This is a genomic window from Nodosilinea sp. LEGE 06152 (assembly GCF_015207525.1).
GTDB lineage: Bacteria > Cyanobacteriota > Cyanobacteriia > Phormidesmidales > Phormidesmidaceae > Nodosilinea.
This window is the reverse complement of record NZ_JADEWR010000003.1, coordinates 1-26,957: the sequence shown is the minus strand read 5'-3', so window position 1 is coordinate 26,957 and position 26,957 is coordinate 1. Positions and strand designations below refer to the sequence as shown.

General features: G+C 57.8%; 25 protein-coding genes and 2 pseudogenes. 18 read left to right on the top strand and 9 right to left on the bottom strand.

The genetic code is table 11. From position 1 onward, the window contains the following. Window positions 1-6 precede the first annotated feature (6 nt). Window positions 7-438, top strand: a complete 432-nt coding sequence (locus IQ265_RS04905) for a hypothetical protein (RefSeq protein ID WP_194051194.1) — start codon at window positions 7-9, stop codon at window positions 436-438. 202 nt (window positions 439-640) lie between these two features. Beyond that, window positions 641-2,434, top strand: a complete 1,794-nt coding sequence (locus IQ265_RS04900) for a mechanosensitive ion channel family protein (RefSeq protein WP_194051193.1) — start codon at window positions 641-643, stop codon at window positions 2,432-2,434. Between the two features lie 124 nt (window positions 2,435-2,558). On the opposite strand, the pseudogene IQ265_RS29820 reads toward IQ265_RS04900, so the two are convergent. Then, window positions 2,559-3,522: pseudogene (locus tag IQ265_RS29820) on the bottom strand (3'(2'),5'-bisphosphate nucleotidase). A gap of 383 nt (window positions 3,523-3,905) precedes the next feature. Beyond that, window positions 3,906-4,787 (bottom strand): annotated as a pseudogene (locus IQ265_RS04890) (PfkB family carbohydrate kinase). Between the two features lie 119 nt (window positions 4,788-4,906). Here IQ265_RS04890 and IQ265_RS04885 point away from each other — a divergent pair. Together IQ265_RS04885 and IQ265_RS04880 are read left to right on the top strand one after the other, a co-directional pair. Then, window positions 4,907-5,155, top strand: coding sequence for a hypothetical protein (locus IQ265_RS04885; protein WP_228037594.1), 249 nt, complete (start codon window positions 4,907-4,909; stop codon window positions 5,153-5,155). Then, the gene (locus IQ265_RS04880; protein WP_194051938.1) at window positions 5,155-6,399 is read left to right on the top strand and encodes an MFS transporter; all 1,245 of its coding nucleotides are present in this window, start codon (window positions 5,155-5,157) and stop codon (window positions 6,397-6,399) included. Before IQ265_RS04885 ends, IQ265_RS04880 begins: the two co-directional genes overlap by 1 nt. A gap of 275 nt (window positions 6,400-6,674) precedes the next feature. On the opposite strand, the gene IQ265_RS04875 is transcribed toward IQ265_RS04880, so the two are convergent. Beyond that, a complete protein-coding gene (locus IQ265_RS04875) occupies window positions 6,675-7,121 on the bottom strand; it encodes a hypothetical protein (protein WP_194051191.1) in 447 nt (148 codons plus the stop codon). Between the two features lie 1,070 nt (window positions 7,122-8,191). On the opposite strand from IQ265_RS04875, the gene IQ265_RS04870 reads away from it, so the two are divergent. The 3 genes from IQ265_RS04870 to IQ265_RS04860 all read left to right on the top strand — a co-directional run bounded on the left by IQ265_RS04870 (window position 8,192) and on the right by IQ265_RS04860 (window position 11,147). Further along, entirely contained in the window at window positions 8,192-9,022 is an 831-nt protein-coding gene (locus tag IQ265_RS04870; protein WP_194051189.1) for a hypothetical protein, read from the top strand. Between the two features lie 130 nt (window positions 9,023-9,152). Further along, a complete protein-coding gene (locus tag IQ265_RS04865) occupies window positions 9,153-9,893 on the top strand; it encodes a general stress protein (RefSeq protein WP_194051187.1) in 741 nt (246 codons plus the stop codon). 513 nt (window positions 9,894-10,406) lie between these two features. Then, window positions 10,407-11,147, top strand: a complete 741-nt coding sequence (locus IQ265_RS04860) for a hypothetical protein (protein ID WP_194051186.1) — start codon at window positions 10,407-10,409, stop codon at window positions 11,145-11,147. Window positions 11,148-11,317: 170 nt separating this feature from the next. On the opposite strand, the gene IQ265_RS04855 is transcribed toward IQ265_RS04860, so the two are convergent. From IQ265_RS04855 to IQ265_RS04840, 4 genes are all read right to left on the bottom strand, one after another. Beyond that, window positions 11,318-13,198, bottom strand: a complete 1,881-nt coding sequence (locus tag IQ265_RS04855; RefSeq protein WP_347404915.1) for an acetate--CoA ligase family protein — start codon at window positions 13,196-13,198, stop codon at window positions 11,318-11,320. Window positions 13,199-13,316: 118 nt separating this feature from the next. Further along, window positions 13,317-14,771 (bottom strand): AAA family ATPase, encoded by a 1,455-nt coding sequence (locus IQ265_RS04850; RefSeq protein WP_194051182.1) that lies wholly within the window; start codon window positions 14,769-14,771, stop codon window positions 13,317-13,319. Next, entirely contained in the window at window positions 14,758-15,192 is a 435-nt protein-coding gene (locus tag IQ265_RS04845; RefSeq protein WP_194051180.1) for a VOC family protein, read from the bottom strand. The genes IQ265_RS04850 and IQ265_RS04845 overlap by 14 nt, the downstream gene beginning before the upstream one ends. Before the next feature lie 16 nt (window positions 15,193-15,208). Continuing rightward, window positions 15,209-15,721, bottom strand: coding sequence for a TIGR02652 family protein (locus tag IQ265_RS04840; protein WP_194051178.1), 513 nt, complete (start codon window positions 15,719-15,721; stop codon window positions 15,209-15,211). 168 nt (window positions 15,722-15,889) lie between these two features. On the opposite strand from IQ265_RS04840, the gene IQ265_RS04835 reads away from it, so the two are divergent. The 8 genes from IQ265_RS04835 to IQ265_RS04800 all read left to right on the top strand — a co-directional run bounded on the left by IQ265_RS04835 (window position 15,890) and on the right by IQ265_RS04800 (window position 20,282). Continuing rightward, window positions 15,890-16,417, top strand: coding sequence for a gamma carbonic anhydrase family protein (locus tag IQ265_RS04835; RefSeq protein ID WP_194051176.1), 528 nt, complete (start codon window positions 15,890-15,892; stop codon window positions 16,415-16,417). 76 nt (window positions 16,418-16,493) lie between these two features. Further along, window positions 16,494-16,796 (top strand): type II toxin-antitoxin system HigB family toxin, encoded by a 303-nt coding sequence (locus tag IQ265_RS04830; RefSeq protein WP_194051174.1) that lies wholly within the window; start codon window positions 16,494-16,496, stop codon window positions 16,794-16,796. 84 nt (window positions 16,797-16,880) lie between these two features. After that, window positions 16,881-17,288, top strand: a complete 408-nt coding sequence (locus IQ265_RS04825; RefSeq protein ID WP_194051172.1) for a transcriptional regulator — start codon at window positions 16,881-16,883, stop codon at window positions 17,286-17,288. Beyond that, a complete protein-coding gene (locus IQ265_RS04820; RefSeq protein ID WP_194051170.1) occupies window positions 17,288-18,100 on the top strand; it encodes a tetratricopeptide repeat protein in 813 nt (270 codons plus the stop codon). Before IQ265_RS04825 ends, IQ265_RS04820 begins: the two co-directional genes overlap by 1 nt. A 19-nt stretch (window positions 18,101-18,119) precedes the next feature. Then, window positions 18,120-18,656 (top strand): type I restriction endonuclease subunit R, encoded by a 537-nt coding sequence (locus IQ265_RS04815; protein WP_228037590.1) that lies wholly within the window; start codon window positions 18,120-18,122, stop codon window positions 18,654-18,656. Between the two features lie 212 nt (window positions 18,657-18,868). Further along, the gene (locus IQ265_RS04810) at window positions 18,869-19,453 is read left to right on the top strand and encodes a TetR/AcrR family transcriptional regulator (RefSeq protein WP_194051168.1); all 585 of its coding nucleotides are present in this window, start codon (window positions 18,869-18,871) and stop codon (window positions 19,451-19,453) included. After that, the gene (locus IQ265_RS04805) at window positions 19,450-19,650 is read left to right on the top strand and encodes a hypothetical protein (protein WP_194051166.1); all 201 of its coding nucleotides are present in this window, start codon (window positions 19,450-19,452) and stop codon (window positions 19,648-19,650) included. Before IQ265_RS04810 ends, IQ265_RS04805 begins: the two co-directional genes overlap by 4 nt. A gap of 5 nt (window positions 19,651-19,655) precedes the next feature. Further along, window positions 19,656-20,282, top strand: a complete 627-nt coding sequence (locus tag IQ265_RS04800) for a GNAT family N-acetyltransferase (RefSeq protein ID WP_194051164.1) — start codon at window positions 19,656-19,658, stop codon at window positions 20,280-20,282. A 93-nt stretch (window positions 20,283-20,375) separates the two neighbouring features. Here the strand turns inward: IQ265_RS04800 and IQ265_RS04795 are convergent, their stop codons facing one another. Continuing rightward, window positions 20,376-23,087 carry an HAD-IC family P-type ATPase gene (locus IQ265_RS04795; RefSeq protein ID WP_194051936.1) on the bottom strand — a complete coding sequence of 904 codons (2,712 nt, stop codon included), beginning with the start codon at window positions 23,085-23,087 and terminating at the stop codon, window positions 20,376-20,378. 263 nt (window positions 23,088-23,350) lie between these two features. Here IQ265_RS04795 and mgtE point away from each other — a divergent pair, with 263 nt between their 5' ends. The 3 genes from mgtE to IQ265_RS04780 all read left to right on the top strand — a co-directional run bounded on the left by mgtE (window position 23,351) and on the right by IQ265_RS04780 (window position 26,548). Continuing rightward, on the top strand, window positions 23,351-24,694 hold the full coding sequence (gene mgtE / locus IQ265_RS04790; protein WP_194051162.1) for a magnesium transporter: 1,344 nt from the start codon (window positions 23,351-23,353) through the stop codon (window positions 24,692-24,694). Between the two features lie 98 nt (window positions 24,695-24,792). Next, window positions 24,793-25,479 carry a 7-cyano-7-deazaguanine synthase QueC gene (gene queC / locus IQ265_RS04785; protein WP_194051160.1) on the top strand — a complete coding sequence of 229 codons (687 nt, stop codon included), beginning with the start codon at window positions 24,793-24,795 and terminating at the stop codon, window positions 25,477-25,479. Between the two features lie 196 nt (window positions 25,480-25,675). After that, complete coding sequence (locus IQ265_RS04780) at window positions 25,676-26,548, top strand: phosphatidate cytidylyltransferase (protein WP_194051159.1); 873 nt, start codon at window positions 25,676-25,678, stop codon at window positions 26,546-26,548. Here IQ265_RS04780 and IQ265_RS29270 read toward each other — a convergent pair. Next, window positions 26,545-26,676: a hypothetical protein gene (locus IQ265_RS29270; protein WP_255523480.1), complete on the bottom strand. Its 132-nt coding sequence runs from the start codon at window positions 26,674-26,676 to the stop codon at window positions 26,545-26,547. The two genes, IQ265_RS04780 and IQ265_RS29270, sit on opposite strands and share 4 nt — an antisense overlap. Between the last annotated feature and the right edge of the window lie 281 nt (window positions 26,677-26,957).

The following is a 26,957-nucleotide window of genomic DNA, read 5'->3' as shown; positions in this document are numbered from 1 at the left end:
TCCATCATGACTCCGCTGCCCCCCAGTCAGGATATTGAGCGGCTGAAGGTGTTGGCCATGCTGCACTACGTGGTGGCGGGGCTGGTGCTGGCCTTGGCGCTGCTGCCGCTGGTATTTGTGGCGATCGGTGGGGTGGTGCTGCTGGCCCCAGAGAGCATGACCAGTGGCGACAGTGAGCTGCCGCCCCTTGCCGCTGGGCTGATTTTTTTGGCGATCGGGCTGGCGCTGTTTGTCTATGGTCTGGTGCTGGCGATCGCGCTGGTTGTCTCGGGCGGCTGTTTACGGCGGCACAAACACTACTGGTTTAGCGTCGTAGTGGCCTGCGGAGCGCTGACCTTTACGCCCCTGGGTACTGTGCTAGGGGTAGCGACGCTGGCGGTGCTGGTGCAGGAGTCGGTGCGGGAGCTGTACGGGGTTGCCTCTAACTGCCGCCCTTAACTATTCAAAGTTTGAAGCGACGGCGATCGCGCCTGGGATTATTGACCTCTTTTCAACGGCAAAAACTGGGACAGCATTTGGCGTATGGCCATCGCTGCAAGGGATACCAGTCATGTCCTAACCGTTCTGGCGATAGCTGTAACTTGACACTTTGAGTTTGAGGGTTAACTTGTGTTAGGAAGCTTGCGAAAATTCCCATCTCATGCTCAAACTTCCTCTTCGGATCCAAACTCGACTGGTACGCCAGATTGTTGTGGCGGGTCTGACCCTGCTTCTGGTGGTTTTAACCAGCCCAGTGCTCCCCTCAACCAGCGCCCTGGCCCAGTTTTTGCCCATCCCCTCCTCCAGTGGCAGCAGCGAGCCATTACCCCTCAACGTCGAGCGCAGCGGCAAGCTAGAGTCGGCAGAGGTGCAGCTCGATGGCCAAGCCCTGTTTCGGATCGCGTCACCCACCGTGTTTAACCGGACTGAGGTGGGCAACCAACTGCCGGTGGAAGTGAGGGCAAGGCAGATTGAAGCCAACCTGCAGCGCCTGTTTCCGAATGCTCAGTCGAGCGCTGCACCGCTCAACCCTGAAACCCTGGAGGTGGTTGTTAAAGATATCGACAACTACCCAGTTCTGTTTGCTCAAGATGCCAGCATGGCCGAGCCCAGGGTGCTGCTGACGGTAACCGATAGCGATGCGGAGTTCCATGCGGCCGCCAGTAAGCAGGCGCTGGCCGAACAGTGGCAGGGCATTTTAAGCCAGGAACTACGCCAGGCGGTGGCCCAGCGGCAGCCGGAGGCTCTGCGGCAGCAGGGTATCGTAGTGGCCAAAGTGATGGCGGCTGTGCTGGTGCTAAGCCTGCTTTTGTTGGTTCTTCGAGTTTGGCTAGGGCGTTACGAGCATCGGCTGCACCAGCGCCGAACAGCCGAGTCGGCGCTGATTGAGGCCCAGCTGCACCAGGCCCCAGAGGCTGCTCACCCGCCCCACGGCCATCAAGATCCGCAGCTGCGCCATGGGCTATACCAGCACCTCAAGCTCGAACACCAGCTCCAGGCGGTGCGACTGGGGCGATGGCTGTTGTTTTGGGGCGTGGCGTTGCTGTGGGCGCTCAGCATGGCCTACAGCTTTAACCTGTTTCCTCAGACCCGCCAGTTTGCCCAAAAAATGGTGCTGGCCCCGGTGGTGATTTTGCTTACCTGGTTTGTGGTGGGGCTGAGCGATCGCCTGATCAACCTGGCGGTCGATCGCTTCATTCAAAAGTTTGCCAAGGGGCAGCCAATGACCTCGACCAACCTGCAGCGCATCCACACCATCGCGCAGGTGATCAAGGGCGTCAAGACCGTCGTGGTCTATATCATCGGCCTGATCTGGGTGCTGCAATGGCTGAGCCTGGTGCCGGGGTCGGTGCTGGCCCTGGGAACGCTGGTGGCGTTGGTGCTGTCGTTTGCAGCCCAAAACCTGGTCAAAGATCTGGTCAACGGCTTTTTGATTCTGCTGGAGGATCAGTTTCGCATTGGCGACGTGATTAGGGTGGGCGACATCGACGGCTTTGTCGAAAACCTCAACCTGCGGGTGACCCAGCTGCGCAACCCGGCTGGCGAGCTAATTACCCTGCCCAACAGCTCGATTGGCCACGTTCGCAATATGACCCGCCACTGGTCGCGGGCCACCATTGATGTGGAGGTGGCCTACACCACCGACGTCAACCACGCCCTGGCGGTGGTGCGCGAAACGGCCGATAACCTGGCCGCCGACCCGGAGTGGGGCCAGCAGATTTTAGACACCCACGAGTTCTTGGGCGTGCAGGACATTTCCCACAGCGGCATTCTGATTCGGATCTGGATCAAGACCATTCCGCTGAAGCAGTGGTTGGTGGGGATGGAGTTTCGGCGGCGGCTGAAGATGGCCTTTGACCACCACCACATCCGCATTGGCTCGCCCCGCCAGGTGTGGCTGCACGAGGATGCCGTCGGCCAGGACTCGTCTCGACCGCTGTACAGCCTCGATTAGGTTTGGCTATTGCAAATGTCTACTGAATTAGGACAGGTTCGGCGCAGGGGCATTGCAGTGCAATGCTCCTACCGGAGGATTTCGCCCCCTTTAGAGTGTCCTACTAAATCGACTGCTGATATCACTACTCCGCCAGGGCCTTTAGCACTGCATCGTGGATGGTACCGTTGCTGGCGACGATGCCGGGGTTGTTGGGGAATCGGGCGGCGCTGGCGAAGTCTAGGGGTTTGCCGTGCATGTCGGTAACCTTACCGCCGGCTTCTTCAACCACCAGTACTCCGGCGGCGTGGTCCCAAATTTTTTCGCGGTAGTCGGGGGTTWTGGGGGAGGGCAGGCGCAGGTAAAGCACGGCCTGCCCGGCGGCGACGGCGGCGTACTTGGCCTGGCTATCCATGCGTAGGGAGGGGGTGGTAATGCCGACGGCCTTGGCCACCTGCCCCTGCTGGCCAAGGTCGCCGTGGCCCGACTCGACGCTCTCAACCAGGCGAAAACGATCGCGATCCTCAGCTGCCGCCACCCGCAGCGGCTGGGGATTGCCCCCGGCCAGGGGCATCATTGTGGTGCCCTCGCCGCGCACGGCGACAAACAGCAGCCCAGTCTCGTCGCCAAAGCTGAGGAAGGGGCAGCCCAGCACCCCCACTTTAATATCGCCACCGACGACCAGGGCTAGGGCGATCGCGTACTGGTCGCCGCGCAAAAAGCCCTTGGTGCCGTCGATGGGGTCGAGGGTCCAGTAGCGGGGGGCGACGCTGCCGWYGMMGNTRGWMGNTSYAGMTNKMGRRKGTYGNCNKATCRNTGGCGCTGGGCACTAGCTGCTGCACCTGCTCGGTAACCGCGGCCAGTACCGGGGCGGCGTCTGGCTGGCGCAGGTCGGTGGTATCTTCTTCACCCACTACCGGGTCGCCCGGAAAGGCGGCGGATAAAGCCTTGCAGATAATCGCCTGGGCTCCGTAGTCAGCGATGGTAACGGGGCTTTTGTCGTTTTTTTCGATCGCCTGGGGCACCAACCCCTGGCGCACCCGTTCGCAGAGTTGGGCGGCCTGAATAACGGCGGCGATCGCGGTTTGCTTTTCCTGTTCGTAGGGCATGGTTTGGAAGGTGGATGGGTGGGCGGGTGGGCGGGTGGGCGGGTGGATGAGTGGCGTTCCCTGAGCGAAGTCGTTCGCGCTAGCGTCTCCCATAGGGAGAAAGGGGTAGCGTAAATGGGTAGCGTTCCCTGAGCGGAGTCGAAGGGGGAGCGTCTCCCGTAGGGAGAAAGGGGGGCGTGGATGAGGGAGGTAGGGGTGATCTCAGAGAGCACTATAGCGGTTGGGGGGGCGGCGCGATCGCTGGGTGGCCAGAAACGGGGTTTTCCCTGCTCTCATCTCATACGGGATTCTGCCTTCGTACCGTCGGGTGGGGGGCATTGCAGTGCAATGCCCCTACGGGATCTCTGTTTTGAATCGGGGTTCCTCTCCGTGCTCACCTCGGTTCAGCAACGACCTCCTTTAGAAACCCGGTTTCTCGATCTCCTTGATCCAGGTACGGGGGCCGAAGTGGCGGCAGCTCTGGGCGKYKAMCYRSRYKGMSRKWGASMSGGTWKMGWCNWAGSSRRMYTGCMSSYRRYMGTNSCRRAARGMWCSGNTNGKWMKAYSTCTCCGGCCCCGAGGGTGTCTTGAACGGCGACCTGGGGTACGGGCAAGGTGCCTGCTGTGCTGCGGTGGCGGTAGTGAATGGGGCGGGGGCCGTGGGTGACGGCGACTTCGGGAATACCCAGATCGCTGAGGGCTGCCGGGGTATCGGCTTGGTGGGGCAGGCGAAATTTGGCGGCGGCAATGACGCTGGTAGCAAGGGGCAGCAGATCCTCAAAACCAGGCTTCCAGCTGCCGGCATCGATGACGATGGGGATGTTTTGAGCTTGGGCCTGACGGGCGATCGCGGTACTTGCAGCCATCTGGTGACCGTCAATCAGCACGATATCTATAGCTTTGAGGAGGGGTTCGAGGTCGACGGGTGGGGTGGCCTGGCGACCCACGGCATTGCGCGAGACAACGGCGCGATCGCCCGTAGCGGCGGTAACCAGAATGGTAGACAACGGTGGCGGCGCGGTGAGCTGGGGGGTTAGATCGACTACCTCAATGGCATAGGTAGCCAGCTCGGCGCGAATCAGCTCGGCTAGGGGGTGCTGCCCCAGGGCACCGACCAGGGTGGCGCGGTTGCCCAAAGCGGCAAAGGCGATCGCGGCGTTGGTGGCTGGCCCCCCGGCCACCAGCAGGTTGTCTTCGGCGACGATCTTTTCGTCGCTGCTGGGGACATGGCTCACCCGGTAGATGCAGTCGAGGGTGACTAACCCCACAAAAAGTCCAGCGGCCACGGCGGTATTTCTCTCGACAGATTCTAATTGACAGACTAGAGCGATAGTCTCAACAACAGACGGCTGGCCCTGGGTGTAAGGTGGGTAAGGCGCAGGCGTTTTGGCCAGGTTAGCGCCGGTTGAAGGGGCGATCGCCCGCTCTACCGCCTTTTCGTGAATTTTTTGTCTATCGCTTTGTCAGTATGGCCGACACGTTGCCCCTTGCCTATATTCCTCTATTTTTGCATTGCGTGATCGGCCTGGTGGCGGCTCAGGTGGCCCACCGCAAGGGCTACGACCTGGGACTGTGGCTAGTGTGGGGTATGGTCGGCGGCACCGTGGCTCTGCTCGATGCCTGGCGGCGACCGCGACAGCTACCGCTGCCATGATGTCGTCTTTAACGCAATGGCTCAGCAAGTTGCTGCCCGCCCTAGACCACCGGGTGTGGATTTTGGCGGCGGGGCGACTGCTCTCGCAGGTGGGCATTGGCTTTACGCTGTTCTACGCGCCGATTTTTTTTACTGCCCAGGTGGGGCTGTCGGCCACTCAGGTGGGGCTAGGCATTGGCTTGGGCTCAGTGGCGGGCATGGCGGGCCGATTTTTGGGCGGGTCGCTGGTCGACTCACCCACGGCGGGGCGGCGACCGACGCTGCTGGCCTCGGCCCTGGTATCGGCGGTGGCCGATGGGGCTTTGATTCTGGCCAACACGTTTCCCATCTTTGTGCTGGGTAACCTGCTGATGGGGTTTGGGGTGGGCCTGTACTGGCCCGCCGCCGAGTCGGTGGCAGCCGATATTACTACCCCCCAGCAGCGCAACGAAGCCTACGCTCTGGTGCGGCTGGCCGACAACATTGGTCTGGGGGTGGGGGTAGTGGCCGGGGGGGCGCTGATTTCGCTGACCGGAGCCTACCGGGCGTTGTTTGCCATCGACGGCATCACGTTTTTGCTGTTTTTTGGCATTATCTATAGCGCCATTGCCGAAACTCGCCCGGCTGACAACCCGGATCGATCGCTGCTGCAGGGCTGGGGCCATGCTCTGCGAGACACCAACCTGATGGTGTACGCCCTGGTGAACGTGATGTTTACGGGCTACCTGGCTCAAATTCAAAGTACGCTGCCCCTCTACCTCAGTCGCTTTGGCGGGGGTGGCGAAGCGGTGAGCGAGGGCACCCTGAGCCTGCTGTTTACCGGGCACGTGGTGCTGGCGGCGATCGCGCAATTACCTGTAGCTCGCTGGCTCAACCGCTACAGCCGCGCCCAGGGGCTGATGGTATCGGCGCTGCTGTGGGGTTTGGGGTTTGGGCTGGTGTGGCGATCGGGCACGGGCAGCTTTCCGCTGGCCTGGGGCGGGCTGGCCCTGGGGGTTATGGCCCTGGCCATGGTGGCCTACACGCCCATTGGCTCGGCCCTGGTGGCGGCGATCGCTCCGGAGGCGCTGCGGGGGGTCTATCTTTCAGTTAATTCAATGTGCTGGGCGGTGGGCTACCTAATTGGCCCACCGCTAGGAGGCTGGGCGATCGACCAGGGGGCTGCCGTCGCCCACGGTTTCTGGCTAGGGCTGGTGGCAACGGTGGCTCCAGCCCTAGCCATACTGGTCTGGCTCGATCGCCGACTGCGCCGCCGAGGATTTTAGAGAGAGTGGGCGGTTAACGCCAGCCTAGGGGGGGTAGATTTGTCTCACACGACGTTGAGCCCAGCAGGCAGCACGTTGTCAATCCCCTTGATCTACCCTCCAGAAAGCCTTTCGCAGGTGGCAGATAAAACTGTAATCACCACCGCCTCTGCCGAAGAATTGTCGCGGCTTACACGGAATTCGCCTTGAGAAACCCTGGATCAGAATAGAAATTTTTTAGGGGCATTACAGTGCAATGCCCCTAAAGACCGGGTGTAACCCAATAGGATGCGGAATTAATCGCTGAAGGCATCCTTGATGTTGTCGACCGCACGCTCAACAGCATTCATAGATTTTTCTGCGGCCCTCTCAGTCCGATCGGCATCTTCCGATGCTCTTTGCTCAATCCGATTCCGGTCTCTTTTAGCTTTGCGCTCAACAAAACTTCCTTCGTCGTCAGCCTGATCGACTTTAGACGCATTTTGGTTAGCGGCACTCTTAACGCTGTCCTCAGCACTGCGAATAATATTCTTGGAGCCTTTAGCAACGTCATCGGCGGCACCTTTAACCTGGTCGCCCGCATCCGCCGCTGCAATCAAGGTTCCAGTTGGGGCTGCCAGTGCCGAGGTGTTGGCAAAAAACGTGCCCTGCCAAACGAATGCGATCGCAGACAAAAGGAACAGGGATGTGGCCATCCAGCGGCCCACAGTCGAAAGCCCTTTTGTAAAATGGCTTGACTTCATAAAAATCAATCTCCGTAAGAGTTAGCCCTCTAGTCTTACTGCATTCAAGTCGTGGATCAAACCATTCCTAAGACAGAGCTTTATCTCCTCTGCCGGGCTTAAAACGGGCGGTCCCGGCGGGTTGGGTGAGTCATTGCTGCTCCAAACTCCTGAGAAAATATCAAAAATCTTCCTTCTGGTAGATACTTCGAATTGCTAGGAGTATGTTGTTCCGCTGTTTAGGATGGAGCTGACAAAGGAAAGGTTTAGAACTTCACCTAGAGCTTTATGTTGATTGATCTTTTGGTTTGCCCTACAGAATAAATGTCCTACTCATTTACAAGACGGCCGAAGCGACACCTATGAGCCAGCGTTAACTTTGGCAGGGCTATACACAACGCAGCTGTGCACAACGTACCCTGCAAAACCTTAAAAAAACGATCTAAAGCAGCAGCCAAAGACTTGAAAATATCTTTTTCCCAAGAAAAATCTGGCTAAGAAGCTTTTTATCAAGCTGCCAACAAGACATCTATGGGCAATATTTAGATCACTCTATAAGCGTCACACACGCCAAACATACAAAACTATATAAAATTGCCAATCATTCTATTGTTTAGGGCTAAAACTTTAACTTTTGATAGAGATGCAAACTCTAGATTAGTTTTACTATGTAAATAACGCTGGCTGGCGTATTTTATTGCTGCCGCGCAGTATTGTGATTAAGCTTGGCGCTGCTAAGCAATCTTTCTCAATCCTACTGCAGATCCGCTTGCAAAAGAGTTGAGCATCAAGCTGAAAAAGTTTTGATCATCGAGAGTAGCTACCGCACTTACTTTCTTAAACTTTTTCTAAGCTTTACGGCAAAGTACCACGCTAGCAAGATGTTAAGGGCTATCCCTGTCTTCATACTCAAGATGCAGCAGGAAGTGTTTGGATCGTGTTTAGATCACTGTCTGCAAAGGCAGTACTTACAGGCACTTTAGCAGTCAGAAACAAGAGGCAGAGATTTGCCCCATCGTTACTGCCTTTATAGCCATTGCGCAGAAATGAGCAGAAATGAATAGATACAAAATTAAGGAGGAGCTGAAGCTATGAAAAGTCTTCACAATAATCAAAAATTAGCCCGAGGTCGAAAGGGCTGGGTAGGTGCGATCGCCCTGGGGCTAACGCTTTCGCTGGTTTCGGCCTGCAATACAACCGCTCCAGGTAATCAAGCTGAGCAGGAAAATGTAACCTCTGACCAGGTCACCGAAGTAGAACCAGGCGAAGCTATTGTTGGTGAACTGGTGACCGTTAGAAGTGGAATCACTGAAGTAATCGATGACAACAGCTTTGTTGTGGAATCAAACAACGGCGATTCTATTCTGGTTCTCAACCCTGCCGGTGCTGCGTTCACTCCCCCTGAAGAAAATATTCCTGTTCAGGTCACTGGACAGCTAGAAATTTTTGATGCGGCATCGGCCGATCAGTACGGGGTAGAAGGTTTAGACCCCGCTCTTTACGAGGAGTATGATCAGCAGCCCGTTATTGTTGCCCAAAACGTTGCCCTAGCACCCAGACCCCAAGACCTGTGGAATGCGCCCGATGAATACTTTGACGAAACTATCGCCATTGAAGGCGACCTCAGACCGTTAGACGGAGCCGATAACGGATTTGCTCTGTTTGAGGAAGGCTGGACCAGCGACACTGGCGTGCTAGTGGTTGGAGTCGATCAAGCTGTTGATATCGCTGATCTTGAAGAGGGTGAAAACGTGGTCGTAACCGGGCAGGCCCGACCTGCCGATGCAGCTTCACTACAAGAGGCAGGCTTTGGCTGGGATGACGATCAAATTCAAGAGTTTTTGTCGAGGTATGAAAATCGACCTGTAATTTTCGTTGAGGAAGTCTACCCATCGGCTGTACCTCCTCACCCCAGTGTCTAATAGGCTGATTCAGCCCAGGACCAATTGCAGAAGTTTTTCTCAGGCCTGCCTGAGGAGTATGAAGGGAGCGAGTTAAACCTCCGATTTAACTCGCCCAAAGTTCGAATCAAATGATGCACAAGAGGAAATCATGGTAAACACACAAAACAACATCAACCAAACTCAGTACAAGCGAGTCGTAGGTGTTTTTAAGCGTCGCGAAGATCTCGAAAGCGCGCTGCGCGCCCTCAGCGATGCCGGTATTAACAAAGAGAGAATTTCTCTACTGGCTAAGCACGTAGAAAATGTTGAAGGTGCTGAAGAACTAACCGATCACCAGGGCAATGAAGCTGCAGAAGGGGCTGGCATTGGTGCCACCACCGGAACCGTACTCGGCGGCATTGGTGGCTTTCTAGTCGGCGCGGGCGTGCTGGCGATTCCTGGTGTAGGCCCTGTGCTTGCTGCAGGGGTCGGCATCTCTGAAATTGCGGCTACCCTGGCTGGCGCTGGTATTGGTGCTGCGGCTGGTGGTCTGGTGGGCGCTCTAGTCGGGGCCGGTATTCCTGAAGAACGCGCCAAAGGCTACGAGAAGCGCATCAAGGCTGGTGACTATCTGCTGATGGTAGATGGCACTGTCGACGAGGTTCACAATGTTGAATCTATTCTGCGCGATCGCCGCATTGAAGACATGGGCACCTACGATGCTCCTGAGGCCGCTAACCGCTCTGCCGCTACCTCAACTGCTACTTCAGGCAATGCAGCTATGGGCAGCCGCAACACGGCCCCTGGAGCCGGGAAAACTGCTGTCACGGGCACCCGCGACATCGACAACGACGGCCAACCCGAGGTCATTGTTGTAGACAATCGTTCCCAAGCAAATCGGCGCAGCTAGGCGCGACGCCAAAAACGCTGGTCGTTAAACACGGCTATTGACTCAATTTTGAGAGCGGAGGTTTTTACAAAACCTCCGCTTTTTTTTCGTTAGGTGCAATGAGGTGCTTTGCTTAATTGGTAGGGTCTTGGTGGCGATCGCCCTTTGTAGATAAGTTTTGGCTAGGGCAGCCTGATCTGAATAACGCAGGTGTTATCAACCTGTGTTGAGGTCAGTGAAGCCTCAAGGTGCTTACCCCGCTGCTTTGAGCAAGGCTATAGCTCTACCCATTGTTAACCAGAGTAAGGGGGAGACACTATCAAATAACACTCGTTATTTATACGATTAAAATTAGCTCAGTTGGGCAATCACCAAATTTTGACCACCGTGTTGCAGAAAAGTTACAACTGCTTTTAGAACAACTCGCCTTGCCTGATAATGTAGCTGATTTCAGTCAAACGTTTTAATTGCAGCACTAACTGCATTAACCAAACAATGTTCAATCAAAAAAACAGATTCTTCCCCTCAATCACATTGAGCGTCTTGGGCTTGCCCTTGCTGCTGGTACAGCCTAGCGTAGCCCAACAGCCCACCACAGGAATTATTCGAAGCTTAACTGTGGGCGATCGCGCCTGCTATGTCGAAGTGGTAAATGACCAGGGAGGACAGTTCACAGAGTTTGCCAACTTTGAGATCTGTGAGCAAAATCTTGTTGGCCAGCGGGTGCAGCTTACCTACGAATCGGGCAACATTCAGGCCGCGTCGTGCCAGGGTAACCCCGACTGTGCTGACACAGAAACCGTGATGCTTATTACGCAAGCCCAGGCTCTCCCAGCGCCCACTGCCACCCCACAGCCAGCCTCAAGCCGAGTGCAAAATTTGCCCGACGGCAACTACCGCTATTGGAGCGGTACCCCCAGCGGTGGCGTTGTCTCCGACGATGCGCTAATGGCGAATGGCGGCGTTACCTTTACTTTCACAAAGCAGGGCAATACCATCACGGGGATTTTTGGCTACGTAGATGGAGAAGCGATTTGTGTGCAGGGGCAGGTCAGCGGCAACACGGTCGCAGGTATGGCGGTGCAAACTCTACAGGGTGCCAGCGTGATTAGCGCTGGAGAAACATTTCAAAATTTTGGCCCCAGCGGCTACTTGCAACTGCGTAGGGGGCGTCAGGCCAGCCCTACGGTAGTGCGCTATGGCAGCGCCCTGCTTAACCTCAACGGTCTCAACCGCATCAATGCAGGTAGTCGAGTACCACCAAGGGGCTGCTAAAAGTATCAGCTAACCCGTCCAGTCGGCGGCGGTTGGATGGGTTGCCAGGGGAGCTAGCAATGGTCTTTTGTCGCTAAAAACAGCTCTTAAAATTGGTCATTGTTGGAAAATAATTTGCCCAGCTTAGGTTCCCTGGCGTTTTACCTATCCATATTTTCACTACAAAGCGGCTAGGACAGAATGGTGCCGATCTCTTTGAGATAGACGCGGCTAAAGGGTTCTGAGCCGCCCAAACGGTACTGCTCAATTAGCCCCTGACGGCGAATAGAGATATTATCGCCCTCTCGTACCACCACGGTTGAGTCGGGAAAAACATCGCGGGTGAGAAGGGTTTCCGTTTCGGTGGGGTTGTCCAAAACCACCATGTCGCTACCGGAGTAGAACATGCCGTCTTGATCAAAAATATCGCCCCGATATTCTGCAATCAGCATATCGAGTTTGGGGTTGCGCAGCAGGTTACGCACATTGACGTTGTAGTTTGGGCTCAAGACCTTTTCAGAACGGTTGATCAACATGCCCTCTCGACACACTGCACCAATTACCCAATTGGGGTGCTGCAGCAACACGTGGTCGATCAGCTCCTGCAAATTGCTCATTGAAACCCGATTAAACGTCATGATCGGAATCCGAGCGCTGGTTTCGACGGGAAAGAACGTTTCTAAAATTGGGGAGGTGACATCGACGCGATCGCCCACCGACGGGTTGAGGTGCATCGAAATGCCGGGGGCCGAGTTGATTTCAAGAATGCCAAAACTACTGTTTTTCCAAGACCTCGATAGATCACGGGCAATCACATCAATGCCCAGGCAAGTCAACCGAAAATGTTGAGCAATATCCTGCGCCAAAATCACATTGTCAGGGTGAATGGTGGGAGTCGCATCGATGCTGACCCCACCAGCGGACAGGTTGGCCACCTTGCGCAGGTAGACGGTGCGGTTTGCCTCTAAAACGCTGTCCAGGGTAAATCCCTGCGCAGCGAGGTAAAGTTCCATGGCGTCATCGGTTTTGATCTTGCCCAGGGGCGAGGTTGGGGTGTCGCTGCGAGCGGCGGCCCGGTTGGCGTCGTGAATTAGCTCGCTGACTGTCGATTGCCCGTCGCCGGTAACCGAAGCGGGTTTGCGCTCCATAGCCGCCACAAATCGACCATTGACGCACAAAATCCGAAAATCGGAGCCAGTGATGCTCTTCTCCACAATCACCCGCACCGGCTCATCGGCAGGAATGGACTCGATCGCGCGATCGAAGGCGGCTTCAAGTTCTTCATCGTCGCCCACGTCTGCCGTTACCCCTTCGCCCTTGTGCCCCGACACCGGCTTTACGGCAATGGGGTAGCCAACTCGGTCGGCAGCGGCCAGGGCTTCACTACGGGTGGCAACAATTTCGCCCTTTGGCACCGGAAAACCCAGGGTGCTGAGAAAGGCTTTGCAGTCGTCTTTGCGGGTTGTAAAGTCTGAGTCTAGGTGACTGTCGGTATCAAAGGTGGTCGCTACGCCGCGCACCAGCTTTTTGCCGTAGCCGTACTGCATCAACCCCTCATCCCACAGATAAAACGTGGGGATACTCTTTTCGTGGGCGGTTCGCAGTAGCGCGTAAACGGTGGGGCCACCATACACCGACTGCCGAAACAGTCTTTGAAAAATTTCAACCTGGTCTTCAATATAAAAGTGTTGGTCTTGGGTAATCGCCTCAAACCAGTCCCACACGGCAAAGACAACCGATCGCGTCGAGCGCCCGTGCAGGGCCTCAACAGCAATGCGGCAGCGGTCGCCGCGATGGGTAACGCTCCACTGGTGTAGATGCAGCCCAATGTCGAGCTGATTGACCTCGGCGGCTACCTGGGCAAAGAGATGGGCGTAGGAGTCGTAGGTGCGCTCTTTGAGGTGAGGATAGCGATCGCTCACCACATCAACATAGGCCTCGATCGGCAGTGGATCGCTGTTTCCGGTAAGGGCAAAGTCAAATACGAAGGCGGCCGTATTTAAGTAAGGATTGCTGCCCTCACAAAACCGACTGTTGTAGATATCGAACGCATCAGTTTTGCGAGCGTTCACGCGGGATACCGGAAGTTGATCGAGAACCACCTGCTTCTCCAAAGCAAATACTCCTCATCCTAAACAGAGATTTTTGCACCCCGCATGTACCGCAAGCATGAGAAGCCCCTGTGCTAAATCAACTTTTCTTGGGTTGCGATCGCTTGGGGCGCGATGGTTTGAGCAGCTTCAGGTCGGGGTGGTGCAGGGCCAGGGCCTGGTGCAAACAATCCAGCGTTAGCGTTGGCGGCTCGTGCTGCTGGGCCAGGGCGACGGCGGTTTGGGCCAGGGTAACGATCTCGCCGCCGCTCAGGGCGAGCTGCAGGGCCACGTGGGGCCAGCGCAGATTGCGGTCTTTTTTGGTGCCCTGGGGAATGGCCCGCTTCCACAGCAGCTCGCGGGCGGCGGCATCGGGCAGAGGGAACTCCACTACCCCGGTCATGGCCTGCCGCCAGGAGGGTTTGATGCTTTGCAGGTAGGGGCTGGCCAGCAGAGTCAACCCCGGCTGGCGGCGGCGCTGAATCACCCACGACTGCACCAGGGCGGCTTCGGCGGTGGGGGTGCGGCCAAACCACTGGGGCGCGTTTTTAAGCAGCAGCACGCAGGGGGGCAGGTTGGCCAGGTCGTCGAGTTCGGGAATAGTGCCGTCGTCGTCGGGGGCGATGGTGGCTAAGTCGATGATTACCAACAGCAGCTCTAGCTCGGCGGCCAGTACCTGGGCGGCCAGGGTTTTGCCGGTGCCGCTGGGGCCTGCCAGCAGCACCATAGTGCCGTCGGTGGCGCGAACGGCGGCGGCTACGGTTTTGAGCTGAGCCAGCTGGGGGTCGGGCAGCACCAGGCTATTCCAGCTCGCCGCTGGAATTTCAGAGGATTCTCCCGCCTCGGCCACGGGGGCCAAGGCCCAGGTATCGATGCTGGTGGGGTCGGGGTCTTCGGAGAGCAGGTAGGTGGCGAGGTCTTCGGTGAGTCGCAGGTGGCGACTGAGCAGGGTGGTGTCGTCGGCATTCAGCCACTCCACCAGGCCCAGGCTAGCCAGGCGACTGTTGGGGGCAATCAGGGGGCGCGATCGCCGCCATTCCTGGTCGTTGCGGCAGAGCAGCCGCAGGCACAGATCGACGGTGGGCAAATCCCAGTCGGACTCGTCGTGCTGGTAGTGAAGGTAGCTGTAGAGCCGCCCAAACCGCTGGTTGACCTCGGGGGCCAGGGCCAGCAGCAGCACGTTTTTTTCAAACAGGGTGAGCTGCAGGCGATCGCGCAGCTGCGGCAGGGCCAGCACCACCCCCTGGCGCTGGCTGGCGACAATGCGGGCCTCTAGCTGCTGGGCATAGTTGCCGCCCGTGCGTGGGGCCTTGGGCGGACGGGCATGGTCGTAGTTGGGCTGCCCGGTGAGGTGAATAATGCCCTTCCACCAGTGGCGGGTGACCCGGTCCTGGTCGGAGAGGGCAAAGTCGTCTAGCTCCTGCAGCTCGCGCTTTTGCCGCGATACGGCCACCATCAGCAGGCGATCGAGCCAGGCCAGCTCGGTCTTCAAGTAGGCCCAGTTGTCGGTAAAGGGGGCCATTTTTTCAGGGATAGGGACCTCAGGATTGGACATGGCCCAGCACTCGAATAAACTCCAAAGGCAGCCCGTCGGCGTCGGCTAAAAAGGCGACCTCGTAGACGCGATCGCCAATAATCTGCTGCTGCGGCTCCAGCAAAACCTTCAGGCCGCCCGCGCTAGAATCCTCGACAAACCGCTGGCGCAGGTCCGTCAGCCAGGCGGGCAGGCTGGGGGTTGCCTCGGTCAGATCAAAGGATAGGTGATAGTAGCCGGTGTAGTGCTCATCGCCAAAGGCATCGGCGGCGGGGCGCGGCTCAGGTATCTGAATCAACTCAATGCGACCCCCCAGCCCCTCCATCCAGCAGGCCAGGGTAATGCCAGCGGTAAAGCGCTCGTGGACGGTAAACCCCAGGGCTTCGTAAAATGCGATCGCGCGGTGAATATCCTGGGTGCGAATTGATGCGTGGTGGAGCATCGGGCGGGCGGCTTGGCTATTCAAAGAGACGAAAATAAGGATAGCGCACCGGCACACCCGGCTCTTTTTCAAGGCTAAAGTTAATCACCGCCCAGCGGGGATCGACCTCGGCAGAGGGGCTAAACTCTACCGGCAGGCCGTAGAGCTTGGGGGCGGTCGAGGTTTCTACCTGCCCACGCCAGGGCGAGTTGCGTTCCAGGTAGGCGTTGACCAACTCCTGGTAGCGCTCGGCGATGATTACCCGCGTAGCTCGGTAGCCCTGAGTGTAGAGGCGATCGAGCGCCTCGTGAATTTCAAAGCGAATGCCGTCGGGGTGAGTGTGCTGGCGATACCATTCGCCATCCCACTGTCGCCAGTGCCGCCCCGACTGCAAATGCACCAGCTCTTTCGAGTCAGGGTTGGCCTCAAAGGCTCCGTGGCGCGTGCACAGGTATGTGTCGGTCAGTGTCAGAGCCGGAATGGTCTGACGACAGTGAGGGCACTGGATTTCTGGGCCATAGATGGGATACTGCAAGGCGGAGTTGACCATTGGGCTGAAACCAGACGTGTCCTCAAGAGGCGGGCAGTGGAACGGGCAGTTTGCGCTATATCCGTAGCCGTATTATACCTTTGGGAACTCGGCTCTCCCCGCAGCTGGGGCATCCCATTGGTGGAATCCGCTAATTTTTTTCGGAACTTTATCGGAGAATTGACTTGTATGGATGCTGCGTCTACCTCGCTCTGGCCCCGACCCAACCTGTCCCAGGCCGCTTTCGTCGCCCCTACCGCCACCGTCATGGGCCAAATTACGCTCCGTGAGGGCTGCAGCATCTGGTACGGGGCCGTGCTGCGCGGCGATGTGGAATCAATTGAAGTAGGAGCCTACAGCAACGTGCAGGATGGGGCTATTCTCCACGGCGACCCCGGCCAGCCCACGATACTCGAAGACTACGTCACCGTCGGCCACCGGGCCGTCATCCACAGCGCTCACGTCGAGCGGGGCTGCCTGATTGGCATTGGGGCAATCGTGCTCAACGGGGTGCGGGTGGGCACAGGCAGCATTGTCGGGGCTGGGGCGGTGGTAACTAAAGATGTGCCGCCGCGATCGCTGGTCACGGGTGTACCGGGCAAAGTTGTGCGCGATGTTTCCGACCAGCAGGTACTAGAACTGCTGGAGCACGCCCAAAAGTACCATCAACTCGCCCTGGCCCACGCCGGACACAGCAATGATCTGGGGTTTGTCTGAACATGACACATTTAGGCTACTGGGCCAGCGGCAAACTTCGCAATTTGCTAAGATTTAGAGTGACTTACCCAGGCTTATGCACATCATTACTCGCGCTCGTCTGGCAGCGTTTTGGGAAAAACACCCTGACTCAAAAACCAGCTTACTACTTTGGTATAAGCTGACATTGATAGCCAGATGGCAAAATTTAGCTGATGTGCGTCGAGTGTTTCCGACCGCCGACCCAGTTGGTAAGCTGACCGTCTTTAATATAGGCGGCAACAAGTATCGCCTAATCACGTTAATTGACTATACCTATCAAAAAGTGTTTATCCGCAACGTGCTGACCCACGCTGAGTATGACAAAAACAATTGGAAAAAAGACAATTGGTATGAGTGATTTGATAGGCAAGCTTCAGATATGACCGGGTTAAAGAAAAACGTATTGGGTAATTAGCGATCGAAAACAGCAGAGGACTTTGCCATGTTTGCCACTGAGCCAGAAGGCTATCTTCAGCTTCTGCAAAAGTTTCCGCCTCGACCGATCAAAACCGAGGAGCAGCTTTTAGCTGTGCAAAATGTCATTGATAGCTTGATAGATGCTGAAGAACTAACCTCAGAAAAACAAGACTATCTCAATCTTTTAGGCATGCTTGTCCATGACTACGAAGATCAGCATGTTTCCATTCCAGACTTAAGCGGCATCGACCTACTTCGCGCCCTAATGGATGAGTTCAGGCTCAAACAAAAAGACCTGGTTCCCATCTTTAAAACCGAGTCTATTGTTTCGGCTATTCTCAATGGCCAGCGCAATTTCACCGTTGAGCACATTGAAAAGCTGGCTAAGTTTTTCCATATTTCCCCCGCCGCATTCTTTCCTCGAACATCGTGATGAACTTATTTCGGCCTCTAGTGATAGCTCTACTCTGCCTGCTGTGTGTCACGGGTTGGAGCCTACCGGCATGGGCACAATCTGCTGCACCAGACCTATCGCTCCAGGTGGTGCAAGACATCTCTGAGCTGCGCCAAAAAGCCTTTACTGCCTCCCAAAAGGGTCAGTTTACCGAGGCCGAAACCTACTGGAGCCAGCTGATTGACTACCTGCCCGACGAAGCCGCCCTGTGGAGCAACCGGGGCAACGTGCGCGTTAGCCAAAACAAGCTGGAGGAGGCGCTGGCAGATTACAACAGGGCGATCGCCCTAGCCCCCGAGCAGCCCGACCCCTACCTCAACCGGGGGGCAGCCCTAGAAGGCTTGGGGCGGTGGGAGGATGCGATCGCCGACTACAGCCAGGTGCTCGCCCTCAACCCCGACGATGCCGCCGCCTACAACAACCGAGGCAACGCCCAGGCGGGCCTGGGCCACTGGGAAACCGCCCTGGCCGATTACCAAAAAGCCGCTGATCTCGACCCCAAATTTGCCTTTGCCCGCGTCAATGCCGCCCTGGCCGAGTATCAGCTCGGCAACGCTGACGAAGCGATTCGCCAGTTTCGCAGCCTCACCCGCCGCTACCCCAATTTTGCCGACGCCCGCGCTGCCCTCACCGCCGCCCTCTGGGGCCAGGGCCAGAGTGGCGAAGCCGAAAGCAACTGGGTTGCGGTGATGGGTCTCGATCGCCGCTACCGCGACCTCGCCTGGGTCAGCACCGTGCGTCGCTGGCCCCCCGCTATGGTCACCGCCCTGGAAAAGTTTTTGAACCTATAGTGGGTTCATTGGGGGGACTATGGCTAAAGTTATCGCCATTACCGAAGCATTTAAGACCCTGGCAGAGGTAGAGACCCGCCTGGGTTTGAGCCGCAACGAAGATGCAGCCTTCTTCCCAAAGTGGCGAGCACCCCTACCCGGCCTTAGCGGCGTAGAAACCGATCGCCTGGAGGTAATGCAGCAGCGGCTGCTGTATCACAGGGCCGACGGAGATTTACTAGAGGGTTCTGTCATGCTGCTGGTGGCATCCCCGCTGCTAGAGCTAGCCGGGTTTTACGACCCGCCCTTCAGGCTGAAGGCCGAAGCCGCAGTTGAGGTCGTTGTAGACGATGGCGAAGAGGTGCTGCGGGGGCGCATTGATGCGCTGATTTTGCAGCAAAGTGGGCAGCAAAACTTCTGGGTGCTGGTGCTGGAAGCAAGGAAAACGACAATTTCTACCCGTTCTGCCCTGCCTCAGGCTTTAGCCTACATGATGGCCAATACCCAGCTCGACAAACCTACCTTTGGCCTACTAACCAACGGCGATGATGTTCTGTTTGTAAAGCTGAGCCATTAGCCTGCGAAGCAATATAGTTTGTCGCGGGTTTTCTCGCTGTATACCCTACCTGAAGAACTACAAGCCGTCCTGCAAATTCTCAAGGGCATCGGCAGGGCGATCGCTCCCACAAGCTCTAATTAAGCTCGCCAATCAGCCTATCTGCCAAGCAGCGTTGACGCGCAAAAAAACTGTGCTACTCTTAAAAATAACGAGCGCTCGGTTAAAAATAAATGCCCAAGGTTGTCGACCACGACCAGTACCGCAAAGCGCTGCTGGAGCAATGCTTTGACCTGTTTGCCGAGCACGGTTACGCCAGCCTGACTACCCGGCAGATTGCCAAGGCGCTAGGCGTTTCTACCGGCACGCTGTACTACTACTTCCCCAGCAAGGAGGATCTGTTTATGCAGCTGATTGAAGAACTGACCACTCAGGATTTGCTGCAGGCCAGTGCCAAGATCAAAGGGTTGAGCAGTCTGCGGGAGCGCATTCTGGCCCTGGGCGACTTTCTAGAAGCCAACGAAGACTATTTCATTAAACAAACCTTGCTGATGATGGATTTTTACCAGCAGGCGGGGGTGGGGCCGTCGCGGGTGAATGAGGCAGTGCAGCGGGTCAGTATGCGATCGCGCGACGAAATTATGGTCGCCCTGCGCCTCGACAATCCCCTGATTGCCACCCACGTCCTCTGCCTGATTGACGGACTGATTTCTGAGCGCATGGTCAATCCGGCGCTGGTGTCATACCGGCAACAGGCCGAGCTTTTGGCCGATTTGCTCACCGCCTACCTGGAGAAATTTCCGGGAGGACAGCTATGACATTGCGTTCGCTCTGGATCTGGCTGCGCTACGGGCGTCGCCAGATCTATCCCTGGACAACTTTAGCTATAGCCGGGTGGCAGTGGGTAGTGTTGTGCGGTTTAGAACGAGACCGCGCCGCCATTCGCTGGATGGCTACCCTGGTCAAAATCGACGGCGCTAAATTGACGGCCTTTCTCAACGACTTACTCTGGTGAACCCGATGGAAACGCTATCGTCGCTAACCGTTCTGCACCCGACCCAGTTTGATGCCGCCACTGAGCTGCTCTGCGCCGCCTTTGCCGACGACCCGCTATTCAACTACCTGGTGCCCACCGATGTGAGCGATCGCCCTCAGGTAATGACCTACATTTTTCGCATGCTGCTGCTCTGCGGCGGCGACCACGGCTACTGCCTTGCCGATACCGATAGTCAAACCCTCAAAGGCATCGCCATTTGGCTGCCGCCGGGGCAGTCGGTGGGTCTGGTAGACATGCTGCGAGCCGGGCTGTACGAGCTGCCCTTTTGCCTGCCCTGGCACTACCTGAGCCGTTGGCAGGCCGCCCTCGCCCTCGACCACTACCACCAACAGGCCATGCCCATGCCCCACTGGTATCTGATGCTGTTGGCCGTTGGCCCTCGCTACCAGCGGCAGGGGGTCGGCCACCAGCTCATGCAGCCGGGGCTGGAGGGCAGTGATACCGGCGGGCAGCCCTGCTATGTCGAAACCTCGACCGCAGACGCCGTGCGTTTTTACCGGCGCCACGGCTTTGACATTGTCAAAACCGGCCCCTTTGCCGAGCAGGCCCCAGCCTTTTGGACCCTGCAGCGGCTGGGCCGGGTGGCATGAAGGAGGGGCAGACGCAGAGCTGGTTCTACCGAGCAGAGGTGTTGGGCGATCGCCTTAGCCCTGGGGCATGGCCGAGGGCGAGGCAGCCTGCTCTTAGTTTTGCGGGTTGAGGCGGTTGGCGAGCAGGGCAACAAAAAACATCGGTAGCGACACGCCGATGCAGATTAGCCACTGACTCAGGCTCAGGGGCGCGGTGGCAAATAGGAAGTTCATCACGCCCACCTGGCTGAAGATGACTTGCAGCACTACAGCCGCCGCAATTCCGTAACCGATCGCCGACACGTCGCCTAGGGGCACCTTCAGGCCGCGCATTTTAGCCGTCACCGAGGCCCAAAACTGGCTGATGCTGAGCAGGTATATAATTCGCCCCGCCACCAGGGCCTGAATCGCCATCGTGCGGGCCAGGGGAATGTCGCCTGTGGTGCGGCGAATCCATTCAAAGACGCCGAAGATCAAAATCCAGTTGAATACCGAGATCAGGGCGATGCGCTTGAGCAGATCCCGCGACAGCAGGGGCTCGCTGGGGTTGCGAGGCGGACGGTTCATTAGGTTGTGCGACTTGGGCTCAAAGGCCAGGGGCACGGTCATGGCGATGGAATTGACCATGTTGAGCCACAGCACCTGGAGCGACAGAATCGGCAGCACGTCGCCGCGCCCGATGAGCACGCTGAGCAGAATGGTCATCGACTCGCCGCCGTTGACGGGCAGAATGAACGCGATCGCCTTCATCAAATTCCTGAACACGTTGCGTCCCTCTTCCACCGCCGCCTCAATCGAGGCAAAGTTGTCGTTGGTGAGAATCATGTCGGCGGCTTCTTTGGCCACCTCGGTGCCGGCGTTACCCATGGCGATACCAATATCGGCCTGCTTGAGGGCGGGGGCATCGTTGACGCCGTCGCCGGTCATCGCCACAATGTGGCCCTTCGCCTGCAGGGCTTCCACCAGGCGCAGCTTTTGCTCGGGGGCAACGCGGGCAAACACCGCCCCATTCTGCACGGCGTTGGTGAGGTCAGACGATTCAAATTTGGCCAGATCTTTGCCCGTGTAGGCGATTACCTCCTCGGTAGAGCTGAGATTCATGCGCTCGGCGATCGCCGCCGCCGTCACCTTATGGTCACCCGTGATCATCTTTACCTCAATGCCCGCTGTTTTACAGGCTTCGACCGCCTGAATAGCCTCAGCGCGGGGCGGGTCGATCATACCCTGGAGGCCGAGGAATACCATGCCTTGCTTGAGGTCGTCGTGGTCGATGTGGTGGCCGTTGAAGGTTTTGGCGGCAAAGCACAGCACTCGCAGCCCCCGCGAGGCCATGCGCTCGGCCTGGAGCAGAATGCGATCGCGGTCTGCATCATCAATGGGTTGGGCTTGGCTGTCACTGTCGAGCAGGCCATTGCAGCGGGGCACCAGCGTCTCTACCGAGCCCTTGGCCAGCAACCACTGCCCGGCGGTATCCTGCTGGTGCAGGGTGGCCATGTATTGAAACTCCGACTCAAACGGAATGCTGTCGATGCGCGGGTAGCTGTGGTTAAGCTCCGAGCGGTCGAGGCCAGCCTTGCGGGCCGCCACCAGCAGTGCCCCCTCGGTGGGGTCGCCCACCACGCTCCAGGCACTGCCCTGGTGCTCCAGCTCCGAGTCATTGCAGAGCATACCCACGAGCAGGCACTGGCACAGGGGGGCGGGCATAGCGTCGAGGGGCACCGGGTTGTCTTCGCCATCGCGCAGTTCGCCGTGGGGGTTATAGCCCTCGCCGGTCAGGTCGTAGTGGTGCCCTCCGGCATAGATGCTCTGCACCGTCATCTGGTTTTCGGTCAGGGTGCCGGTTTTATCAGAGCAGATTACCGTGGCGCTGCCCAGGGTTTCGACGGCGGGCAGCTTGCGCACAATGGCGCTGCGGCGGGCCATGCGCGATACCCCAATCGCTAGAGTAATGGTGACCACGGCGGGCAATCCCTCAGGAATGGCACTCACCGCCAGGGCCACGGCGGCCTCAAACATTTCAATCGGGGAGTTGCCCCAGGCCATACCTACCGCAAAGGTCAAGGCAGCCACCGCCAAAATGGCCTTGAGCAGGGTCTTGCTAAAGCGGTCAAACTTGCGGGTTAGGGGCGTCACCAGGGTGGTGCTCTCGTCCATTAGCTTGGAGATTCGCCCGGTCTCGGTATTGAGGCCGGTCTCGACCACAATGCCTTCGCCCTGGCCGAAGGTGACAAAGCTGCCCGCATAGGCCATGTTGTGGCGCTCGGCCAGGGGCGTCTCGGCGGGCAGCGTTTCCAGGGAGGGCTGCTTTTCAACGGCTACTGACTCCCCCGTCAGGCTCGACTCGTTAATTTGCAGGGTGCGGCCCCGCAGCAGGCGCAGGTCGGCGGGCACCTTGTCGCCCGAGGTGAGCAGCACAATGTCGCCGGGCACCAGGTCGCGCGACGACACCTGCACCTGCTGCCCATCGCGACGCACCATGGCGTCGGTGGTGACGGAGGAGGCTAAAGCCGCGATCGCATTCTCAGCCTTAGACTCTTGCACAAAGCCAATGATGGCGTTGATTACCGTTACGCCCCAGATCACCCCGGCATTTACCCAGGAGCCCAGCAGCGCCTTGATTACCCCCGCAATTAACAAAATGTAGAGCAGTGGCTGATTGAACTGCAGCAAAAATAGAACAACAGGATGCTTCCCAGCCTTACCCTTCAGCTCGTTGGCCCCATAGCGCCCTAGCCGCGCCTTCGCCTCCTGGGCAGACAACCCAGTTTCGGGGTCAACCTCCAGATGCTGGGTGATCTTGTGGCCCTCAGCCTGGTGCCAGGTCAGAGTCGTTTGGTCTTGGGGCTTAGGTGCCGAACGCCGTTGGGTCACAGCTATATCCTCCGTCGGTAGGCAGGGTGGGGCAGTGTCTTTCTGTCCTCACGTTAGGAGATAGAGGCGTGGCCCAGGCTTTGTTCTACACCACAATTAATCATTACCGACCCCGATACGGCCCCTAACGCCCCTCAGGGATGGCCAAAATTGAGCTATTCTACAACCGGGCAACGGGCTTGCAGTGGCCATGCCGTGAAGTAGAGGGGGAAGCCGTAATGACTGAGGCCGCCCAAGAACAATTGCAGATTTTGCTAGACGCCGGGCGCTTTGATGCAGCCCAAGCCTTGCTGACTCCCATGCAGTCAGCGGATGTGGCCGACGCTATTGACGAGCTGCCGGAAACTTTGCAGGCGGTAGCCTTTCGCCTGCTGCCAAAGGATGAGGCGATCGAGGTCTACGAGTATTTACCGGGGCGGGTGCAGCAGTCGCTGCTCGAAGACTTTAAGAATCCTGAGGTGCTGGAGATTATCGATCGCATGTCGCCCGACGATCGCGCCCGCCTGTTTGACGAGCTGCCCGCTAAGGTGGTGCGGCGGCTTACCCTGCAGCTCAGCCCAGCCGAGCGCGAGGCCACCGCCCGACTGCTAGGCTATCCCCCCAACAGCGCCGGGCGAATTATGACCTCCGAGTTTGTCGCCCTGCGCGAAACCCTCACCGTAGAGCAGGCCCTCGATCGCATTCGTCACCTGGCCGAAACCTCAGAGACCATTTACACCCTGTACGTGCTCGACAACGCTCGCCACTTAATTGGTGCGCTCTCGCTGCGCGACCTGGTGGTGGCCCAACCCGAGCGCACCCTGCAAGATTTGATGCAGCGAGAGATGGTTTACGTTCACACCGACACCGACCAGGAGGAAGCCGCTCGCCTGATTCAGCGTTACGACTTTTTGGCTTTGCCGGTGGTAGACCGCGAGCAGCGCCTGGTGGGCATTGTCACCATTGACGACCTGATGGATGTGCTGGAGGAAGAGGTCACCGAAGACATTTATACCGCTGGGGGTGTACAGAGCGTCGGCGACAGCTACTTTCAGACCAATCTGTTTGCGGTCGCCCGCAAGCGGGTGGTGTGGCTGTTTATTTTGCTGATCACCAACACTGGCACCAGTGCGGTGATTAAGGGGCAAGAGGAACTGCTAGAGCAAGTGGTAATTTTGGCGGCGTTTATTCCGCTGCTAATCGATGCGGGGGGCAACGTGGGGGCACAGTCCTCAACGGTGGTAATTCGCGGCTTGAATACCGACGAGGTCAGGTCGTCGCAGATGGGCCGCATTGTCTGGCGCGAAACCCTGGCTGGGGCCATGCTGGGAGTGCTGCTGGGCATCGCCGTCACGGTGTGGGCCTACTTTCTCCAGGGTGACTGGGGAGTGGCGCTGGCGGTGGGGCTGAGCCTGGTTGCCATTTCGGTGTTGGCCTCCTTTGCTGGGTCAGCCCTGCCCTTTTTGTTTAAGGCGCTCAAGTTTGACCCGGCGCTGATGTCGGCCCCCTTCATTACCACGGCGGTCGATGTGCTGGGGGTGCTGATTTATCTCAACATAGCCAGGGCAATTTTGGGGATTTAGAGTCAGGGTGACGGGTGCCAGGTGCTCGGTGTAAGGTGCCAGGTGTAAGGTAACAGCCCGAAACCCAAAACCCAAAACCCAAAATCCAAAATCCCCCCATGCCCCACCCAACCGCGATTGTGTTACTTTCTGGTGGCCTCGACTCGGCTACCGCTGCCGCCCAGGCGATCGCAGACGGCTACGACCTGGTGGCGCTCTCATTTAATTACGGCCAGCGGCACCAGCGAGAATTGGAGGCTGCAAAGGCGGTGGCGGAGCATTTTGCGATCGCAGACCACCACTTCATCGATGTCAACCTGGCCCAGTGGGGTGCGTCTTCCCTCACCGACCTGGCCCAGCCGCTGCCCCAGGACGGCCCTCAAGATGGCATTAGAGCGGGCATTCCTTCCACCTACGTGCCGGGGCGCAACACGGTGTTCATTGCCCTCGCCCTCGCCCTGGCCGAAGCTAAGGGGGCCGCAGCGGTGTACCTGGGCATCAATGCGGTCGATTATTCTGGCTATCCCGACTGTCGGCCTGAGTATCTGGCGGCCTTTCAGCAGCTGGCTCAGCTCTCATCAAAGGCGGGGCTAGAGGGCCACGCGCCCAAGCTGGTTGCACCTCTGGTGATGGACTCTAAGGTGGATATTGTGCGTCGTGCGGTGGCGCTGGGGGTGCCGATCGCCGCTACCTGGTCGTGCTACCAGGGCGGTGACGTTCCCTGTGGGCGGTGCGACTCTTGCCGAATCCGCGATCGCGCCCTGGTTGAGGCAGGCTACCCTGAGTTGGCCACCCTAAAGAGTTAGCAGGCGGCCCTGTACGGAGCAGATCTAAGCCAGTTCACCCGCCCAGGCTTTACAGCACAAGTCATTCGGCTTAGGTTTCTGCGGTGCTCGCGAGGTAATGTGGCACAGTGATAGTAGATAGCAGGCTTTGCTATTGACCACAGCTCGGGGGTAACGCCCCAACTCAACCCCCAGTCAATCCTTTTTTCCCTCGCCTATGCCCTGGCCTCGAATTATTAGTGGACTCGTTGCGATCGTGGTGGCTTTAGCCATGATTGGGCTCGGGGGGTGGTACTTTACCCTGGGTTTTGGCGTTCTGATCTTTTTGGGCCAGCTCGAAATCTTTGCCCTGGTAAAAGCTAAGGGCATTTTGCCCGCGGCCAAGACGACACTGGTGGTGAGCCAGCTTTTGCTGATTATGGCCCACGTCTCCCCCACGCTGGCCGATGCCCTGCTGCCTCTGAGCGGCACTTTTATTTGTTTCTACCTGTTGTTTCAGCCCCAGGTGGCCACTATTGCCGATGTAGCGGCCTCAATCTTGGGCTTGTTCTATGGCGGCTACCTGCCCAGCTTCTGGGTGCGACTGCGCGACCTGGGCGACACCTCAACCTCCTTACCCCTGGGCGGCTTCTGGCCTGAGACCTGGCCCCCGGCCCTAGAGACGTTGCCCTACGGACTGGTAGTGACGCTGCTGGCCTTCGCCTGCATTTGGGCCGCCGACATTGGGGCCTACACTGCCGGAAAAATGGTTGGCCGCACCCCGCTCTCCAATATCAGCCCTAAGAAAACCGTTGAAGGAGCTGCCTTTGGCATGTTGGGCAGTATGGTGGTAGCCCTGGTGGGTAGCTACTGGCTGCAATGGCCGCTTTGGCCAGCCACCGGAGCCGCTCTGGGCCTGATGGTCGGTATCTCCAGCCTGCTGGGTGACCTGACCGAATCACTCATGAAACGAGACGCCGGGGTCAAAGACTCTGGAGCCCTCATCCCCGGCCACGGCGGCATTTTAGACCGCACCGACAGCTATGTGTTTACGGGCGCGCTGGTGTACTTCTTCGTCACCCTGCTGCTGCCCCTGCTACCGACGAGTTAGCGACCTCGCATTTCCCAAAAGTTCAGCTCTTGACGAATGCGATCGCGCTCCTGAGGCGATGCAAACCGCAGCTGGTGGCGCAGCTCACCAATCACCTGACGCCGCTCACTGGCAGACTTGTTCTCCATACCAATTTCCTTGAAAAACTGTAGCAATAACTACAGTTTAGTGAATTGAGTTTCCGAAACTACCTCCCCTTACAATTCTTTGAATGGAATCAGGTCATCCTCAGCCACATTTATCCGTAATGAGCAGGAACCCAAGCAATTATCCTAATTATTTGTAGCGATTATCTTGATTGTCAAGCTCACCCTGCTATGTAGTAGCTGCCATGAGGGTGGCAGCTGGCGGCAATGAGCAAGCTGGAGCCTGCCAGAGGGTGTCATGGCTCACCATGGCATTGAGGATG